This window comes from Shewanella xiamenensis (assembly GCF_014647135.1).
GTDB lineage: Bacteria > Pseudomonadota > Gammaproteobacteria > Enterobacterales > Shewanellaceae > Shewanella > Shewanella xiamenensis.
Genome location: NZ_BMOP01000033.1, coordinates 1 through 15,252, shown reverse-complemented (window position 1 = coordinate 15,252; position 15,252 = coordinate 1). Strand labels below are relative to the sequence as shown.

At 44.7% G+C, this 15,252-nt stretch carries 17 protein-coding genes and 1 pseudogene; 13 read left to right on the top strand and 5 right to left on the bottom strand.

Annotated features, from left to right (window positions below; translation table 11 throughout):
• Positions 1-94 precede the first annotated feature (94 nt).
• A complete protein-coding gene (locus IEY09_RS18530) occupies positions 95-580 on the bottom strand; it encodes a hypothetical protein (RefSeq protein WP_086904581.1) in 486 nt (161 codons plus the stop codon).
• A 223-nt stretch (positions 581-803) separates the two neighbouring features.
• On the opposite strand from IEY09_RS18530, the gene ccoN reads away from it, so the two are divergent.
• The 11 genes from ccoN to ttcA all read left to right on the top strand — a co-directional run bounded on the left by ccoN (position 804) and on the right by ttcA (position 10,885).
• On the top strand, positions 804-2,240 hold the full coding sequence (gene ccoN / locus IEY09_RS18525) for a cytochrome-c oxidase, cbb3-type subunit I (RefSeq protein WP_011072351.1): 1,437 nt from the start codon (positions 804-806) through the stop codon (positions 2,238-2,240).
• Positions 2,241-2,252: 12 nt separating this feature from the next.
• The gene (gene ccoO / locus IEY09_RS18520; RefSeq protein ID WP_023265294.1) at positions 2,253-2,879 is read left to right on the top strand and encodes a cytochrome-c oxidase, cbb3-type subunit II; all 627 of its coding nucleotides are present in this window, start codon (positions 2,253-2,255) and stop codon (positions 2,877-2,879) included.
• A gap of 11 nt (positions 2,880-2,890) precedes the next feature.
• Complete coding sequence (locus tag IEY09_RS18515) at positions 2,891-3,067, top strand: CcoQ/FixQ family Cbb3-type cytochrome c oxidase assembly chaperone (RefSeq protein ID WP_011072349.1); 177 nt, start codon at positions 2,891-2,893, stop codon at positions 3,065-3,067.
• Complete coding sequence (gene ccoP, locus IEY09_RS18510) at positions 3,067-4,035, top strand: cytochrome-c oxidase, cbb3-type subunit III (RefSeq protein WP_037430481.1); 969 nt, start codon at positions 3,067-3,069, stop codon at positions 4,033-4,035. The genes IEY09_RS18515 and ccoP overlap by 1 nt, the downstream gene beginning before the upstream one ends.
• A gap of 110 nt (positions 4,036-4,145) precedes the next feature.
• Complete coding sequence (locus tag IEY09_RS18505; RefSeq protein WP_055647955.1) at positions 4,146-4,625, top strand: FixH family protein; 480 nt, start codon at positions 4,146-4,148, stop codon at positions 4,623-4,625.
• 22 nt (positions 4,626-4,647) lie between these two features.
• A complete protein-coding gene (locus IEY09_RS18500) occupies positions 4,648-7,047 on the top strand; it encodes a heavy metal translocating P-type ATPase (protein ID WP_188872225.1) in 2,400 nt (799 codons plus the stop codon).
• A gap of 20 nt (positions 7,048-7,067) precedes the next feature.
• Entirely contained in the window at positions 7,068-7,271 is a 204-nt protein-coding gene (gene ccoS / locus IEY09_RS18495) for a cbb3-type cytochrome oxidase assembly protein CcoS (protein ID WP_037418545.1), read from the top strand.
• An 8-nt stretch (positions 7,272-7,279) separates the two neighbouring features.
• Complete coding sequence (locus IEY09_RS18490; RefSeq protein ID WP_047540430.1) at positions 7,280-7,972, top strand: sulfite exporter TauE/SafE family protein; 693 nt, start codon at positions 7,280-7,282, stop codon at positions 7,970-7,972.
• 55 nt (positions 7,973-8,027) lie between these two features.
• Positions 8,028-8,780 (top strand): electron transport transcriptional regulator EtrA, encoded by a 753-nt coding sequence (gene etrA / locus IEY09_RS18485; RefSeq protein ID WP_037418542.1) that lies wholly within the window; start codon positions 8,028-8,030, stop codon positions 8,778-8,780.
• A gap of 126 nt (positions 8,781-8,906) precedes the next feature.
• Positions 8,907-9,839, top strand: a complete 933-nt coding sequence (uspE, locus tag IEY09_RS18480) for a universal stress protein UspE (protein WP_037418539.1) — start codon at positions 8,907-8,909, stop codon at positions 9,837-9,839.
• Between the two features lie 77 nt (positions 9,840-9,916).
• Entirely contained in the window at positions 9,917-10,885 is a 969-nt protein-coding gene (gene ttcA, locus IEY09_RS18475; protein ID WP_188872223.1) for a tRNA 2-thiocytidine(32) synthetase TtcA, read from the top strand.
• Between the two features lie 56 nt (positions 10,886-10,941).
• On the opposite strand, the gene IEY09_RS18470 is transcribed toward ttcA, so the two are convergent.
• Together IEY09_RS18470 and IEY09_RS18465 are read right to left on the bottom strand one after the other, a co-directional pair.
• Complete coding sequence (locus IEY09_RS18470) at positions 10,942-11,565, bottom strand: DUF2987 domain-containing protein (protein ID WP_188872221.1); 624 nt, start codon at positions 11,563-11,565, stop codon at positions 10,942-10,944.
• The gene (locus IEY09_RS18465; RefSeq protein WP_037418530.1) at positions 11,558-12,370 is read right to left on the bottom strand and encodes a glucosaminidase domain-containing protein; all 813 of its coding nucleotides are present in this window, start codon (positions 12,368-12,370) and stop codon (positions 11,558-11,560) included. The genes IEY09_RS18470 and IEY09_RS18465 overlap by 8 nt, the downstream gene beginning before the upstream one ends.
• Before the next feature lie 290 nt (positions 12,371-12,660).
• Between IEY09_RS18465 and IEY09_RS18460 the strand changes: the two genes are divergently transcribed.
• Entirely contained in the window at positions 12,661-13,581 is a 921-nt protein-coding gene (locus IEY09_RS18460; protein WP_037418527.1) for a YvcK family protein, read from the top strand.
• Positions 13,582-13,678: 97 nt separating this feature from the next.
• Here IEY09_RS18460 and IEY09_RS18455 read toward each other — a convergent pair whose 3' ends face one another.
• Positions 13,679-14,872 carry an amino acid aminotransferase gene (locus IEY09_RS18455; protein ID WP_037418524.1) on the bottom strand — a complete coding sequence of 398 codons (1,194 nt, stop codon included), beginning with the start codon at positions 14,870-14,872 and terminating at the stop codon, positions 13,679-13,681.
• 159 nt (positions 14,873-15,031) lie between these two features.
• On the opposite strand from IEY09_RS18455, the gene IEY09_RS18450 reads away from it, so the two are divergent.
• Positions 15,032-15,175, top strand: coding sequence for a hypothetical protein (locus IEY09_RS18450; protein WP_188872219.1), 144 nt, complete (start codon positions 15,032-15,034; stop codon positions 15,173-15,175).
• A 10-nt stretch (positions 15,176-15,185) separates the two neighbouring features.
• On the opposite strand, the pseudogene IEY09_RS18445 reads toward IEY09_RS18450, so the two are convergent.
• Positions 15,186-15,252 (bottom strand): annotated as a pseudogene (locus IEY09_RS18445) (IS200/IS605 family transposase); the annotation flags it as partial.

Below are 15,252 nucleotides of genomic sequence, written 5' to 3'. Positions count from 1 at the left end.
TAATCAATCATCCGCCTATGATAATCGGTCATTATGAATAAGGAGTGGGAGTTAATATTGTTACCAAGCTCTTTATCCGGTGAACGCCATAAACTTAATATGGATTATCGGCAAGAAAGTCAAAAATAACGGCTTGCTCGATACCATTTCGACTAAAACTGATAAAACCACGCCACACCATATACCCACTGCTACAGGAACCGTAAATCAACTGCCCCTCATAGGTTGTTTTATCGAGTTGACGAATATTGACAGGGATAATGCCCATAAACATATCTCTACCTTCTAAACGGACCTGTAAATTATCAAGTACATCAGAAGATAATAGCTTCAATGTTAATGGTTTTTCACTTGGCGCACGATCTGGCGAAAGGCTGATGCTCAGCACTATATCCCCGACCTTTTTAATGCAATCTCCCTGAGTAAACACACAAAGAGTGGGATCTGTAGGCGGTATTTTTACCTGTTGCTCGGTTTTTTTATCACAAGCGCTAAGATTCAACGCAATTAACATGATGTAAAGCGGGAGACGTTTGCGATTAAGCACAAAAATTAACCTTGTGATGCAAGATGTTAACATTCTATGGCGTAGGTTGATCTAGATCAACTTTCCGTCCCCCTTCTTTGGTATCTTTTTTGACATGGCTCAAGTATCATTGCGAAACCTCATATTTGAGCACAAATGTGTAGGGTAACGCATTGACATGGCTTCATAACCCTTATAGGGACATGAGCTTTGTGTCATATATAACAGGTAAAGCTAGTCTTTACTAAAAGTAAAAGTAATAAGCAGTGGAAGCATTATGATGAACCATTCCCAGCCAACAGGCGCTGATTACAATTACACCATTGTCCGCCAATTCGCCTTAACCACAGTTTTGTGGGGTATTGTTGGTATGTCAGTCGGTGTTTTAATTGCGGCTCAGTTAATCTGGCCACATCTGAACTTCGATACGCCTTGGTTTACGTATAGTCGCTTGCGACCATTACACACCAATGCGGTAATTTTCGCGTTCGGAACATCAGCCCTCTTTGCAACATCCTATTATGTCGTACAACGCACCTGTCAAACCCGACTATTTGCACCTAAATTAGCTGCATTTACGTTTTGGGGATGGCAAGCCATCATTCTGTCAGCAGCCATCACTCTGCCAATGGGTTATACCAGCGGTAAAGAATATGCTGAATTAGAATGGCCAATCGATATCGCAATTACGATCGTTTGGGTATCCTATGCAATAGTGTTCTTCGGCACTATTATCAAACGAACAACATCGCATATTTACGTAGCGAACTGGTTCTTTGGTGCATTTATCATTACGGTTGCCGTGCTTCACATCGTGAACTCAATGGCCGTTCCTGTTAGCTTGTTTAAGTCATACTCTATGTACAGTGGCGCGGTCGATGCCATGGTGCAATGGTGGTATGGTCACAACGCGGTAGGCTTCCTGTTAACCGCTGGCTTCTTAGGTATGATGTACTACTTCGTTCCTAAGCAAGCCGGTCGTCCTGTTTACTCATATCGTCTGTCGATTGTGCACTTTTGGGCACTGATCGCACTGTACATTTGGGCAGGTCCTCACCACTTACACTACACTGCCCTGCCTGACTGGACTCAGTCTTTAGGTATGGTGATGTCACTGATCCTGTTCGCACCATCTTGGGGCGGTATGATCAACGGTATCATGACCTTATCTGGCGCATGGCACAAACTGCGTACTGACCCAGTATTGCGTTTCTTAGTGGTTTCTCTGTCTTTCTATGGTATGTCGACCTTCGAAGGTCCGATGATGGCCATCAAGACAGTTAACGCTTTATCTCATTACACAGATTGGACAGTAGGTCACGTTCACTCCGGCGCGCTAGGCTGGGTTGCAATGGTATCTATCGGTTCTCTGTATCACTTGATCCCAGTACTGTTCGGCCATGGCCGTATGTACAGCATCAAGTTAGTTAACGTGCATTTCTGGTTAGCGACAATCGGAACTGTTCTTTACATCGTGTCTATGTGGATTTCCGGTGTAATGCAGGGTCTGATGTGGCGTGCAGTTAACGCTGACGGTACTTTGACTTATAGCTTTGTTGAAAGTCTGGAAGCTTCTTATCCTTTCTACTTCGTACGTTTCCTAGGCGGTTGTTTCTTCTTAACCGGTATGCTGATCATGGCATACAACGTGATCCGTACTGTGAAAGCCTCTAAAGATTCATTGCCAGCACTGGCTGAAGCAAAAGCGGCTTAAGGAGCAAACTCGATGAAATTTAATCATGAGATAGTTGAAAAAAACATCGGTTTGTTAGCGATATTCACTGTTATCGCTATCAGCTTCGGTAGCTTGGTTGAAATCACGCCGCTGATTTTCCAAAAAGATACCACTGAGCCTGTTGAAGGTTTGAAACCCTACACTGCCCTGCAACTTGAAGGCCGTGACATTTATGTGCGTGAAGGTTGCTACAACTGTCACAGCCAGATGATCCGTCCTTTACGTGCAGAGACTGAACGTTACGGTCACTACTCTGTTGCCGGTGAGTCTGTTTGGGATCACCCATTCCAATGGGGTTCTAAGCGTACTGGTCCAGACTTGGCCCGTGTTGGCGGTCGCTACAGCGATAAATGGCATGAAGTTCACTTAATCGATCCTCGTGCTGTGGTCCCTCAATCGAATATGCCAGCCTTCCCATGGCTTGCCGAAAACAAGTTAGACGGCAAGTTAACCGGCGACAAGATGACTATTCTGCGTAACATGCACAAAGGCGGTTACAAAGGTAAGGATCTTTACACCGATGAAGAAATCGCAGGCGCGCAGAAAGCTGTTGAAGGTAAGACAGAGCTGGAAGCCTTGATTGCATATCTTCAGTCTTTGGGTCACGCACTCAAATAAGGAGGCAGTATATGGATTACGGCACATTACAAGGTATTTTAACCATCATTGTGATGCTGACCTTCGTCGGTATATTTGCTTGGGCATATAGCTCGCGTCGTCAAAAATCCTTTGATGAAGCAGCCAATCTTGTGTTTTCCGATGAGGAAATCAGCAAGGAATCGAAGGACTCAGGAGAGAATAAGTGATGAGTAGCTTCTGGAGTATTTGGATTAGCGTACTCTCGTTAATTGTGATCGCAGGATGTTTTCTGTTGCTACGTGTGTGTTCAAAGAACACCACGGATGTCAAAGAAGGCGAATCCATGGGTCACAGTTTCGATGGTATCGAAGAACTCAATAACCCACTGCCAAAATGGTGGAGTTATATGTTCTATATCACTATCGTGTTTGGCCTAGTGTACTTAGCCCTGTTCCCAGGTTTAGGTAACTACAAAGGTCTACTGAACTGGACCAGCTCTAACCAAAGCATTGGTACAGAGAAAGGTATTAAAGCCGATTCTGTAGCCGCGATTGAGCTGGCGGCAAAAGAAGGCATGTACGTTCAGTACGACCAAGAAGTTAAACACGCTAACGAAAAATATGGCCCAATCTTCGCGGCTTACTTGGCAACACCACTCGAAGAGTTAGTGAAAAACCAAGAAGCGTTGAAAGTGGGCGGCCGTTTGTTCCTACAAAACTGCGCGCAGTGCCACGGCTCTGACGCACGTGGTAGCAAAGGCTTCCCTAACCTGACCGACAGTGATTGGTTATACGGTGGCGATTTAGCCACGATTAAAACCACCATCATGAGCGGTCGTCATGGCATGATGCCACCAAAAGGTGGTTTGCCAATCGACGATAGCGAAATTGCAGGTCTAGCCGAGTATGTGGTTAAGTTATCTGGTCGTGAACACGACGAGAAACTCGCAGCTCTTGGTCAAGGTTCATTCATGAAAGGTTGTTTTGCGTGTCACGGTATGGACGCAAAAGGCAACAAGCTCATGGGCGCACCTAACTTAACTGACGATGTTTGGTTATATGGCGGTAGCCGTGGTGTGATCGAAGAAACGATCAAACACGGCCGTGCAGGCGTGATGCCAGCATGGAAAGACGTTCTCGGTGAAGAGAAAGTCCACGTGATCGCAGCTTATGTTTATAGCTTGTCAAACAAGTAATTAGATATGAGTAACACTAAGGCCTCGATAACGTCGGGGCCTTTTTTTTAAAGTGCTAAAGCCACCTTTTAACGGTAAAATGGCGCAAATTTTTATAATGGGTATTTAACATGAGCGAACAACAACCCTGGTATAAGCAGTTTTGGCCTTGGTTTTTAATTATTCTTCCTTTATGTGCCGTCGTCGCAAGTTTTACCACGCTAAAAATTGCCCTCTCAAACTCTGACTCTCTGGTTGCCGAGGATTATTACAAAGAAGGCAAAGCCATCAACATGGACTTGAGTAAAGTCAAATATGCCAAGCAGCTTGGCATGCAATGGCAACTTGAACAGAATAACCATGAACTCCTATTCACTCAGCACGGCGGCCCAGCCTATCAAGCTGCGTTGAAAGTCGAATTTTATCACCCAACGATTGCCGAAAGAGATATTAAGGCCACTGTCACCGCCGATGCCAATCATGTGTATCGCATTACTCTGCCCGATGTGTTAACGGGCGCTTGGGAAGTTCGCCTCGAAGGTTTTGACGGTAAATGGCGTATTCATCAACGTGTCGAATTAAAAGACAGCGTCCAATTGTGGTTGAACTAATTGTGGTTGAATGAATATTGCTATGACACATCCAAGTTGTTTTCACTGTAATGAACCTGTACTCACCGGCACGCAGTTTGTCACTCGTATTAATGATCGCGATGAACTCATGTGTTGCCCGGGCTGCCAAGCGGTATCCCAAGCCATTGTTGATGCAGGCTTATTAAGCTATTACAAGTTTAGAACTGAGCCAGGTAATAAACAGACGGCCCTTGTGCCTGATGAATTAAATCAGTTTAGTGCCTATGACTTGCCCGAGGTACAGCAGGACTTTGTCCACTCAGTGGAGTATAGCGACTCAGTGTCGCTGTCCATTGATGGCATTACCTGCGCGGCCTGCGCTTGGTTAATTGAACATAAAGTGAAGCAACTGCCTGGCGTAAACCAAGTGATGGTCAACTCCACCACCCAAAGGGCGCTGATCAGCTGGGATAAACAGCAAGTTAAACTCAGTGATATTTTGGGGCAAATTAGCCGTATCGGTTATCAAGCTGCACCCTATCAAGTGGATGAGCAAGAACTGACCGCCAAGCAAAATAGCCGTAAATTCTTACTGCGTTTAGGTTTGGCGGGCTTTGCCACCATGCAAGTGATGATGTTCGCCCTCGCCCTCTATACCGGTTACTTTACTGATTTGGATGTGCAATATCGGGATTATTTCCGCTGGGTGAGCATGATTTTCGCCACGCCCGTGGTGCTCTATTCGGCGCAGCCCTTCTATTTTAGCGCGATTCGCACCCTGCTCAGTGGCAAACTCAATATGGACGTATCGGTCTCTATCGCCATTGGCGGCGCCTATATCGCCAGTTGCTTTGCGACCGTTAACGGCACGGGCGAAGTCTATTTTGAATCCGTTTCCATGTTTACCTTCTTCCTGCTGCTGGGACGTTATTTCGAGCAGAAGGCAAGACAAAAAGCTTCCGTTAGCTCCAGTAATCTCCACAAGTTAGTGCCGTTAACGGCACATCTGGTCACGGCGCAGGGGCAAGAAGAAATCCCCGCAAAAAAATTATGTCTTGGGGATATTATCCTCATTAAACCCGGTGAAATGGTCGCCGCCGATGGAATCGTGGTTGACGGCCACACCAGCATCAATGAAGCCATGCTCACCGGTGAGCAAATGCCTATTGAAAAGCCCGTCGATAGCCAAGTATTTGCTGGCACCATAAACCTAGACCAACCCATTAAGGTAAAAGTCACCGCTCTTGGGCAAGACCAATTGGTTGCTGAAATTATTCGCTTGCAGGAATTAGCCTCAAACACTAAACCTGCCGTCGCTATGCTAGCCGATAAACTGTCGCGTTATTTCTCAGGCACTATCTTAACCATAGCGACAATCACCTATCTGGTGTGGCTACAAATCTCCCCCGAAGACGCCTTTTGGGTGACCTTGTCAGTATTAGTGGCCACCTGTCCTTGCGCCCTTGCGCTGGCGACGCCTACCGCAGTGACCTGCGCGACCGCGATTTTTACCCGTCTTGGGATCATTACCCGTAAGGCGGGTGTATTTGAAAAACTGCCTCAAATCAGGCATGTAGTATTTGATAAAACCGGCACCCTCACCTGCGGCACGCTATCGATAGCCAAGGTGCAATGTCATGGTGATTTTAGTAAAGAACAAGTACTAGCGATTGCCGCAGCGTTAGAAACGGGCTCTCGTCATCCCATTGCTGCTGCATTTGCTGCTTATTTGACACCCGATGTCGTCGCAAATCAGGTTCACCATGAAGTGGGTTTTGGGGTTAAAGGCATTATCAATGGCGCTGAATATCGCATTGGGAATGCTCACTTTACTGGCGCAATAGTCAATCCTGAGTTTATCAATCAACAGATTTGGCTTGCTCGTGCCAGTGATGACCAACTAAAGGTTATCGCCACTATTGAGATCAAAGACAATATTCGTATCGATAGCAAAGAAACTGTCGACATACTGAAGCAACAAGGTTGCAAGGTCAGTATCGCCAGCGGGGATAGTTCTGGGCATGTGCATCAATTGGCAAAAGAGCTCGGCATTACGGATGTACACAGTGGACTCACACCGGCCGATAAACTCTCGCTAGTGAATAAGTTACAGCAATCCAATCCTGTGGTGATGTTCGGTGATGGCATAAATGACGCACCAGTACTCGCTGGCGCCGATTTATCCGTGGCCATGGGCAGCGGTAGTGCAATTGCCAAAAACAGTGCCGATCTTATTTTGCTTGGCGATCACCTCTCCCGCTTCACCCAAGCGGTGAGGGTTGCTAAACTGACCACACAAATTATTCGCCAAAATCTCGCTTGGGCATTAGGTTACAACGCGCTCATTTTACCTTTAGCGGTAACCGGCCATGTTGCACCTTATATTGCCGCTATCGGCATGTCGACAAGCTCACTGATTGTTGTGGGTAACAGTTTGAGATTATTACGAATTAAAATATAACAATAAAATAGGCTTAGCTAATGAGCATCATTTATGTACTTATCCCTATTGCGATGATCTTTGTGTTGATCGCTGTAGCCGTGTTCTTTTGGGCGGTAAAATCCGAACAATTCGATGATTTAGACCGCCAAAGTGTCTCAATTCTATTCGATGAAGATGCCGACAAACCTAATCCTGCGAGCATCAAGCAACAGGAATCTCAAGACAAAGGCATGCCTCAGTGACTGGCACTGTGATTGAATACAATGTAATGGGTGCGTTTCTCGTTGGTCTAATGGGAGCCGCTCACTGCTTTGGCATGTGTGGTGGCCTTGTTGGCGCCTTTTCCTCTCAGCTTGCTAATCCTAAGCAAGGAAACCACTTAGCCCATCAACTCACTTACTTATTAAGTTATAACCTTGGCCGGATTGTCAGTTATACCTTCGCGGGCGCTTTAGTCGGCGGTTCATCTGCCATGCTTGGGCACTTATTTGAGCTAGATAGCTACCTATTAATTCTCCGGATCATCGCCGGCGTCATGATGATTGCAACCGGGCTTTACATTGCAAAAATTTGGATCGGAATAGTACAAATTGAACGCCTTGGTCAGATATTGTGGCGTTATTTGAAACCCATAGCACAACGTCTGGTGCCAATCACTACGCCAATGCAAGCCATCACCGCGGGATTGATATGGGGATGGCTGCCCTGCGGACTGGTATATAGCACCTTAACTTGGTCTGTAGCGGCAGGTTCTGCCAGTCAAGGCGCCTTGATTATGCTGGCATTTGGTTTGGGTACACTCCCTGCACTACTCAGTGCAGGATTGGCGGCCAAACGCTTAGCCAATTGGGTGCAGCAAAAAACCGTTAGATTATTGAGTGGCTTACTTTTAATTGCCTTTGGTGCACAAACTTTATATATCGCCCTGTCGCAGCTAAACTAGCCCAAGCGAATGAATTGGTTTAACATGGCTGCAGTGGATTAACTTGAGAACCGACATGACAATAGAGCAGAATAAAAACCGTCGTCCCGCCGCCAGTGGGTGCGCAATTCATTGTCACGATTGCAGTATGGGAACCCTTTGTATCCCATTCACCCTCAATGCAAATGAACTCGATCAACTCGATGACATTATTGAGCGTAAGAAACCTATTCAAAAAGGCGAACAGATTTTTAAATCAGGTGATCCTTTAAAATCACTCTTTGCGATCCGCTCAGGCACCATAAAAAGTTACACGATCACCGAACAAGGCGATGAACAGATCACTGGCTTTCATTTAGCGGGAGATGTCATTGGTTTTGATGGTATTCATGCACAATCTCATCAAAGTTTTGCACAAGCCTTAGAAACTTCCATGGTGTGTGAAATACCCTTCAATATTCTCGATGAACTTTCAGGCACAATGCCTAAATTACGCCAACAAATCATGCGCTTAATGAGTAATGAAATCATGAGCGATCAAGAAATGATTTTGCTGCTCAGTAAGAAAAATGCAGAAGAACGCCTCGCTGCATTTATCAGTAATCTCGCTAACCGCTTTGGTAATCGAGGTTTTTCTGCCAAAGAATTTCGCTTGACCATGACACGTGGGGATATTGGTAATTACTTAGGCCTTACCGTTGAAACCATCAGTCGCTTGTTAGGCCGCTTCCAAAAATCTGGGTTAATCGAAGTAAAAGGTAAGTACATCATTATCGTTGATTATAATGAACTTAATCTTCTAGCGGGTAATGCCAGAATTGCCAGATAAGCTTCATCATTAATCATGCGTTTTTGGCGCTAGGCACTGGTTTTCAAAAGAGTTTTGATCTAGAACAATACAGATAATTGCCAAAGGCTCATGATGAATATGAGCCTATGACTAAAGGAACAAGTTATGAAGGATTATCAAAAAATACTGGTCGTTGTCGATCCTACGACAGAACATCAAGTGGCACTCGCTAGAGCGGTTACCTTAGCCAGTAAAAGTAACGCCCATGTGACTGTGTTTCTTTCGATTTTTGACTTCTCCTATGAAATGACATCGATTCTATCGAGCCAAGAGCGCGAAGCCATGCGCCAAGGCGTGATTGATCAACGTTTAGCTTGGATACAAGATCTGCTGTCAGCCTATAACCACCTACAACTTAATATTGATACGCAAGTTATTTGGCACAACCGCCCCTTTGAAAGCATTATTAACCATGCCATTGCAGGGCAATATGATCTGATTGTTAAAGGCACCCATGCTCATGATAAATTAAAAGCGGTGATCTTTACTCCGACAGATTGGCATTTAATGCGCAAAGCCCCAGTTCCTGTATTAATGGTCAAAGATCATGATTGGCCTGAAACCGGTAAAATTCTCTGCGCGGTAAACGTGGCAACTGAGGATACCGATCATCAAATGCTTAACGGCAAAATTATTGAACATGCGAAGGATTTAGCCGCAAAATTTGCCGCCGAAGTTCACTTAGTCAATGGCTATCCAGGCACACCGGTAAATCTTGCCATTGAACTCCCCGATTTTGATGCACAAACCTACAACGACACCATTCGCCTACAACACGAACAAAGAGTGCAATACCTGGCTAATGCCTATGGTATCGATACACTCCATTGCCATGTGAGGGAAGGATTGCCAGAGGATGTGATCCCAGAGCTTGCTGAGCAGCTCGATGCTGAATTAGTTATTTTAGGTACAGTCGGTCGTACAGGCTTTTCAGCAGCACTCATTGGCAACACAGCAGAACATGTTATTGATAGCATCAATTGTGATTTATTAGCTATCAAACCTGATGGTTATAAATCGCCGCTTGAAGAGGCATAACGCACGCCGCTCTTTACCCCGCCGTCGATAGCTGGAATAATACGCGCCCTGAAACTGAGTTACTGGGCGCTTTTTTTATGTTGGAAGCTATGTCTGAAGTTACGGCGAGTCAAATGCCTGAAGAATTATCAAAAAAACAAATTACCCGTCTGAATAAATTACAGAAGCGTCTGCGTCGTGAAGTGGGTAGTGCTATCGCCGACTACAACATGATTGAAGATGGTGACCGAGTCATGTGCTGCCTAAGTGGCGGTAAAGACAGCTATGCTATGCTGGATATTCTGCTCAATCTACAACAGCGCGCGCCTGTACAGTTCGAAATTATTGCCGTTAACTTAGATCAAAAGCAGCCAGGTTTCCCTGAAGATATACTGCCTGCCTATCTAGATAGCCTTAATATTCCCTACCACATTCTTGAAAAAGACACTTACTCGATTGTGAAGGAGAAAATTCCTGAAGGCAAAACCACTTGCTCACTGTGCTCTCGCCTGCGTCGTGGCACTCTCTATGGTTTTGCGCAACGAATTGGCGCAACCAAGATAGCTCTCGGTCATCACAGAGACGATATTATTGAAACGCTATTCCTCAATATGTTTTATGGAGGCAAGATGAAAGCCATGCCACCTAAGTTGCTCTCGGACGACGGCGCTAACGTGGTTATTCGTCCACTCGCCTATTGCCGCGAAAAGGATTTAGAAGAATATGCGGAATTGAAAAAATTCCCCATCATTCCCTGTAATCTTTGTGGCTCGCAGGAAAACCTCAAGCGTCAAGCAGTGAAAGACATGCTCAATCAGTGGGATAGACTCTACCCAGGCCGTATTGAAACCATTTTCACTGCTATGCAAAACACCGCCCCTTCACAGGGTGTTGACCGTGAGCAGTTTGACTTTGTGTCCTTGAAACGCGATCCCAATGCGCCGATGAAGGGGGATGTGGCCGAAGCCGAACTGCCCGCCTTTGATTTTCTCGATATTGCTAACAACGGCCATATCGATTTAGATGCGGCAAAACGCATCAATATCGTCAACGTGTACGAAGCGTAAATGCGACAAGCATAAAAAAGCCCACCGACGTGGGCTTTTTTATAGCTAATCTATTGTTACTTAACCCAAGGACTTAATACGGTCGGCACATGGCTAAATTGCAATGTTGTCAAACTATTGATCTGCTCAACGCTCAGCTTAAAGCTGGTATTCACCTGTTGTTCACGCCCATCAAGCGTCACAGTAACAGTTTGATCTTGAGCAAATTCAAAATTTAATCCTGCAATAGGATCCTTAAAGTAACGCATCGGGAAGCCCTGCATAGCCCCTAGTAAGTCATCCATTTCACTAGCAATTTGCTGTAAGCGTTCTTGATCATATTGAACTTGTGTTTGCTTCGAGCGCACTTGCATCGCAATTCCACACCCTTCAGCCTTACCCTCAAACTCTAGATTTACTAATGCGCGTTGGTCTTTCAGTGCATCATCAAAGGGAATAAACAAACGTTGCGCAGATGTATAAGTGAGTGGCGTTGAATTTAATTCACTCGAAATGGTACCACTCTGAATATGGCAGTTAGGCAGCATTGGTACACTAAAGGCCACTTCAACTAACTGATAACTACCCTTATTGACTTGCTTTAATCTGTCATAAAACCCTTTATATTCAAGGGAAATTGTTTCTGCCAGCACATTTGATGCACACAAGCAAACTCCCACTAACAACCATTTTTTATACATCCGCCTTCACCAAATATTTTTCATTATGACGTAACATATCGAGTAGTTCATCGATATAAGCTTCTTGCCTTTCAGAATAATTCACTAATCCATAGATAAGTTGGTCGGCACTCAATTCAGCCTCCTGAGCACGTAAATCGGCTCGAATTGAGCGAAACAAGGCATATGCTGTGTTCGAGTTTAAATTACGCATATAGGAGGAAACTGAAGCGTCTACCGATGGAAATATTTCTACTTCGTGTATTTTACCTGAGCCTCGCGAAGAAGGCACAATGCCGCAGCCATTACTAAAACACCATTCACCAAAGAAATTAAAACCTTCACGAGCAAAACGAGAACTGCCCCACCCAGATTCATTAGCCGCTTGGATCAGCACCATCGATTCTGGAATAATATCAACCCGTTTGAGTAGGCTGTTAAGGGATTTAGTATCGACACTGCGGGCAGCATATTGATATTTATCAAATAATTGATTGAGCTGCGCTAACTGTGATTCGGACAACGTATTGCCATTATCTATTACTGCCAACATATCAATGATAAATTCACGTTCAGTGGCAATAATGGCGTTTTGTTGTTGAACAATCGGCCTCAAAAAGTTAAAAAAGGCACGTTTTTTTTCTGCTACATCACTGATAGCAGAAAAGTCAGGAACTTGCGTAACAGGCTCAACGGCGTTTTCCAATTGGTTAACAATAGATTCAGGCTCATTCGTTGTAGGAATGAGCCACAATCTCAACGAAAAAATCGCCGAGATCACTAGGGCTAACGCGAGTGTAAACGAACCAATTCTACCAGTTTTCAATAAGTCACCTTCGATGTTGAGTTACTAGTGGCAAAATAAGCGCCAGATTATATGTCATATCTTGAAATTCACGAAATTTGGATGCAAAAACAACAATTCTTCCCAATCCTGCATTCACACATATCTAAAATGCGATCCGGCGCTTAAGTATTAGAATGCGTGAGAATTTTTAGTGCATGCTTTTGACTGAGCTTTTATACTAAGGTTCCGTTAGCCTCGGCAGTAACAAACTGAGTTTATCCGAGTTGATAACAGGATAGGATTTTACGGGTATTCAGGAAGGAAGCCTCATGCAGCAAATCTTAAACCAATTCAATCATGTAGTGGCAATCGGTGGCGGTCACGGTCTTGGACGTGTACTTTCATCACTCGATTTTCTAGGCAATCGTCTCACAGGTATTGTTGCTACGACGGATAATGGTGGTTCTACAGGTCGATTAAGAGCCGAGCAGGACTGCATTGCTTGGGGTGATTTGCGCAATTGTTTGTCCCAACTTGCTCATCGTCCTTCTGTCGGCTCACAATTATTTGAGTATCGCTTTCAAGGCGAAACTGAACTCAGTGGTCATAATCTAGGTAATTTGATGTTGCTCGCCTTAGATAAGTTGTGCGTTAGGCCCCTCGAAGCCGTCAATCTTATTCGGCATATGCTTAAAATTGAGACCAATATCATTCCGATGTCGGAGCAACCAACCCATTTGGTGGCATTACGAGCGTCCGGATCAAAAGTGTTTGGTGAAGTGAATGTCGACAAGATGAATGAAGCTCCCATTGCACTATGCCTTGAGCCACAAGTTGATGCGACAGCCGAAGCCTGTGAAGCCATTTGCCGCGCGGATCTGATTATCTTGGGACCTGGCAGTTTTCTTACGAGTGTGATGCCACCTCTCTTATTACCCTGCTTTGCTAAAGCATTAGCAATGACAACCGCGCCCGTAGTCTTTATCGATAATCTTAATGAAGAAACTTCGCCAGCAGGCCAGTTTAGTATTGAGCAGCGTATAGCCTGGTGCCATCAAGTAATTGGTAAACCCGTGATCACTAAAGTGCTGCGACATTCGGAACAAGTGCGTTTAGGCACCCTAGTTAATTATTTTCCCTTAAAAAATCGTCATAATCCGCAATTGCATGATCAGGCGAGTCTGCGTGATGCGCTTAACGCCATACTGCGGATAAAGTCAGAATTACCTTTAGAAACATTGGCTTCATAATTGTTCTCTATACTGATAAACCATAAAACTTAAGTTTATCGACCGCATAAAAGTAAAAGGACAGCCTAAGCTGTCCTTTTCGTAAGCCTCTTTTAAGTTAGAGGATTTGAGCAATCGCCTTACAGATCACAGGCATATTAGTTTTGGTCATACCCGCCACACTAATGCGACCCGAGCCGACGATATAAATGCCGAACTCGTCTTTCAAACGGGCAACCTGTGCTTTATTTAAGCCGGAGAAGCTAAACATACCGTTTTGACGGGAAATAAAGCTAAAGTCCTGTGTCACACCTTCATCTTTTAAGCTTTGTACAAATAGCGTACGCATCTCGGCAATACGTTCACGCATTTCGGTCAGCTCTTGTACCCAAAGGGCTTTCAATGATGCATCACTCAGAATCGTACTCACAATTAACGCGCCATGGGCTGGTGGATTTGAGTAATTTGCACGAATAGTACGTTTCACTTGGCTAAATGCACGCACCGCTTCATCGGCATTTTGTGCAACCACAGTCACCGCGCCGATACGTTCATTATACAAACCAAAGTTTTTAGAAAATGAGTTTGCCACTAATAGTTCTGGTACTTTTGACGCAACTAAGCGTAAACCAGCAGCATCTTCTTCAATACCAGCACCAAAACCTTGGTATGCAAAGTCGAATAATGGAACTAATTGCTTGTCCGCACAAAGATTAGCGACTAATTCCCATTGGGTTAACGTTAAATCGATACCCGTTGGGTTATGACAGCAACCGTGCAGTAGAATAATGTCGCCCGCCTGTGCATTGGCGAGATCTGTCATCATGCCATCAAAATCAATATCGTGGGCACTGGCGTTGTAGTAACCGTATTCTTTAACCGTCAAACCCGCAGTTTCAAAAATATTTTGATGGTTTGCCCAAGTTGGATTACTTACCCACACAGTGCGCGATGGGGTATTACGCAATAAGAACTCGGCAGCAATACGCAGTGCACCTGTACCACCAGGCGCTTGGGCCGTTGCTGCTCGGCCAGAAGTCACGAGATCACTACCTTCACCAAATAGCAGCTCTTGTACTACGCGATTATAGGTTTGAACCCCTTCTATCCCTAAATAGTTTTTAGTTTTCTCTTGCTCAAGCAATAGTGCTTCAGCTTTCTTGACTGATTGTAATACCGGAGTCTGCCCTGCTTCATCCTTATAAATGCCAACACCAAGGTTGACTTTATCTTGGCGCGGATCGGCCTTAAATGTATCGGTTAAACCAAGGATGGGATCTGCGGGTGCGAGTACTACCTGAGAGAAAATCATGACTACTTATCCTAAATGTTCACGTGTAGGGGGAAAATTCGGCTTATTTATACCACTGTCTTAAGAGAGGGAATAGCGCCTATTACCGCTTCTTAAGGAAATAGTTTGGCTATTATGGATTGATTAAAATAAATAACAACTAAATGAGAGATCATTTATGTGAAAGCTGAATTTTTTGAAAAATATGATTTTTTAGAGGCAGATCACTATCGCTTCAAGAGTGGCTTTAAAGTTATGAACTTGAAATTATTGCCAGTAAAGAATCCACCTTCTGAAGAAGGTGGCTTTGTTTTAACCCCCTAAAAGGGGGCCTTTATTCAAGAGCAAGTTGACCCTGCTCTTGCCGCTCTACTTTCTCTTGATGCCTAACGTATCTACGG

What these genes read in the sequence shown, in the direction of transcription:
- IEY09_RS18530 (WP_086904581.1), bottom strand. Translation starts at nt 580, where the DNA reads ATGTTAACATCTTGCATCACAAGGTTAATTTTTGTGCTTAATCGCAAA.
- ccoN (WP_011072351.1), top strand. Translation starts at nt 804, where the DNA reads ATGATGAACCATTCCCAGCCAACAGGCGCTGATTACAATTACACCATT.
- ccoO (WP_023265294.1), top strand. Translation starts at nt 2,253, where the DNA reads ATGAAATTTAATCATGAGATAGTTGAAAAAAACATCGGTTTGTTAGCG.
- IEY09_RS18515 (WP_011072349.1), top strand. Translation starts at nt 2,891, where the DNA reads ATGGATTACGGCACATTACAAGGTATTTTAACCATCATTGTGATGCTG.
- ccoP (WP_037430481.1), top strand. Translation starts at nt 3,067, where the DNA reads ATGAGTAGCTTCTGGAGTATTTGGATTAGCGTACTCTCGTTAATTGTG.
- IEY09_RS18505 (WP_055647955.1), top strand. Translation starts at nt 4,146, where the DNA reads ATGAGCGAACAACAACCCTGGTATAAGCAGTTTTGGCCTTGGTTTTTA.
- IEY09_RS18500 (WP_188872225.1), top strand. Translation starts at nt 4,648, where the DNA reads ATGACACATCCAAGTTGTTTTCACTGTAATGAACCTGTACTCACCGGC.
- ccoS (WP_037418545.1), top strand. Translation starts at nt 7,068, where the DNA reads ATGAGCATCATTTATGTACTTATCCCTATTGCGATGATCTTTGTGTTG.
- etrA (WP_037418542.1), top strand. Translation starts at nt 8,028, where the DNA reads ATGACAATAGAGCAGAATAAAAACCGTCGTCCCGCCGCCAGTGGGTGC.
- uspE (WP_037418539.1), top strand. Translation starts at nt 8,907, where the DNA reads ATGAAGGATTATCAAAAAATACTGGTCGTTGTCGATCCTACGACAGAA.
- ttcA (WP_188872223.1), top strand. Translation starts at nt 9,917, where the DNA reads ATGTTGGAAGCTATGTCTGAAGTTACGGCGAGTCAAATGCCTGAAGAA.
- IEY09_RS18470 (WP_188872221.1), bottom strand. Translation starts at nt 11,565, where the DNA reads ATGTATAAAAAATGGTTGTTAGTGGGAGTTTGCTTGTGTGCATCAAAT.
- IEY09_RS18460 (WP_037418527.1), top strand. Translation starts at nt 12,661, where the DNA reads ATGCAGCAAATCTTAAACCAATTCAATCATGTAGTGGCAATCGGTGGC.
- IEY09_RS18455 (WP_037418524.1), bottom strand. Translation starts at nt 14,872, where the DNA reads ATGATTTTCTCTCAGGTAGTACTCGCACCCGCAGATCCCATCCTTGGT.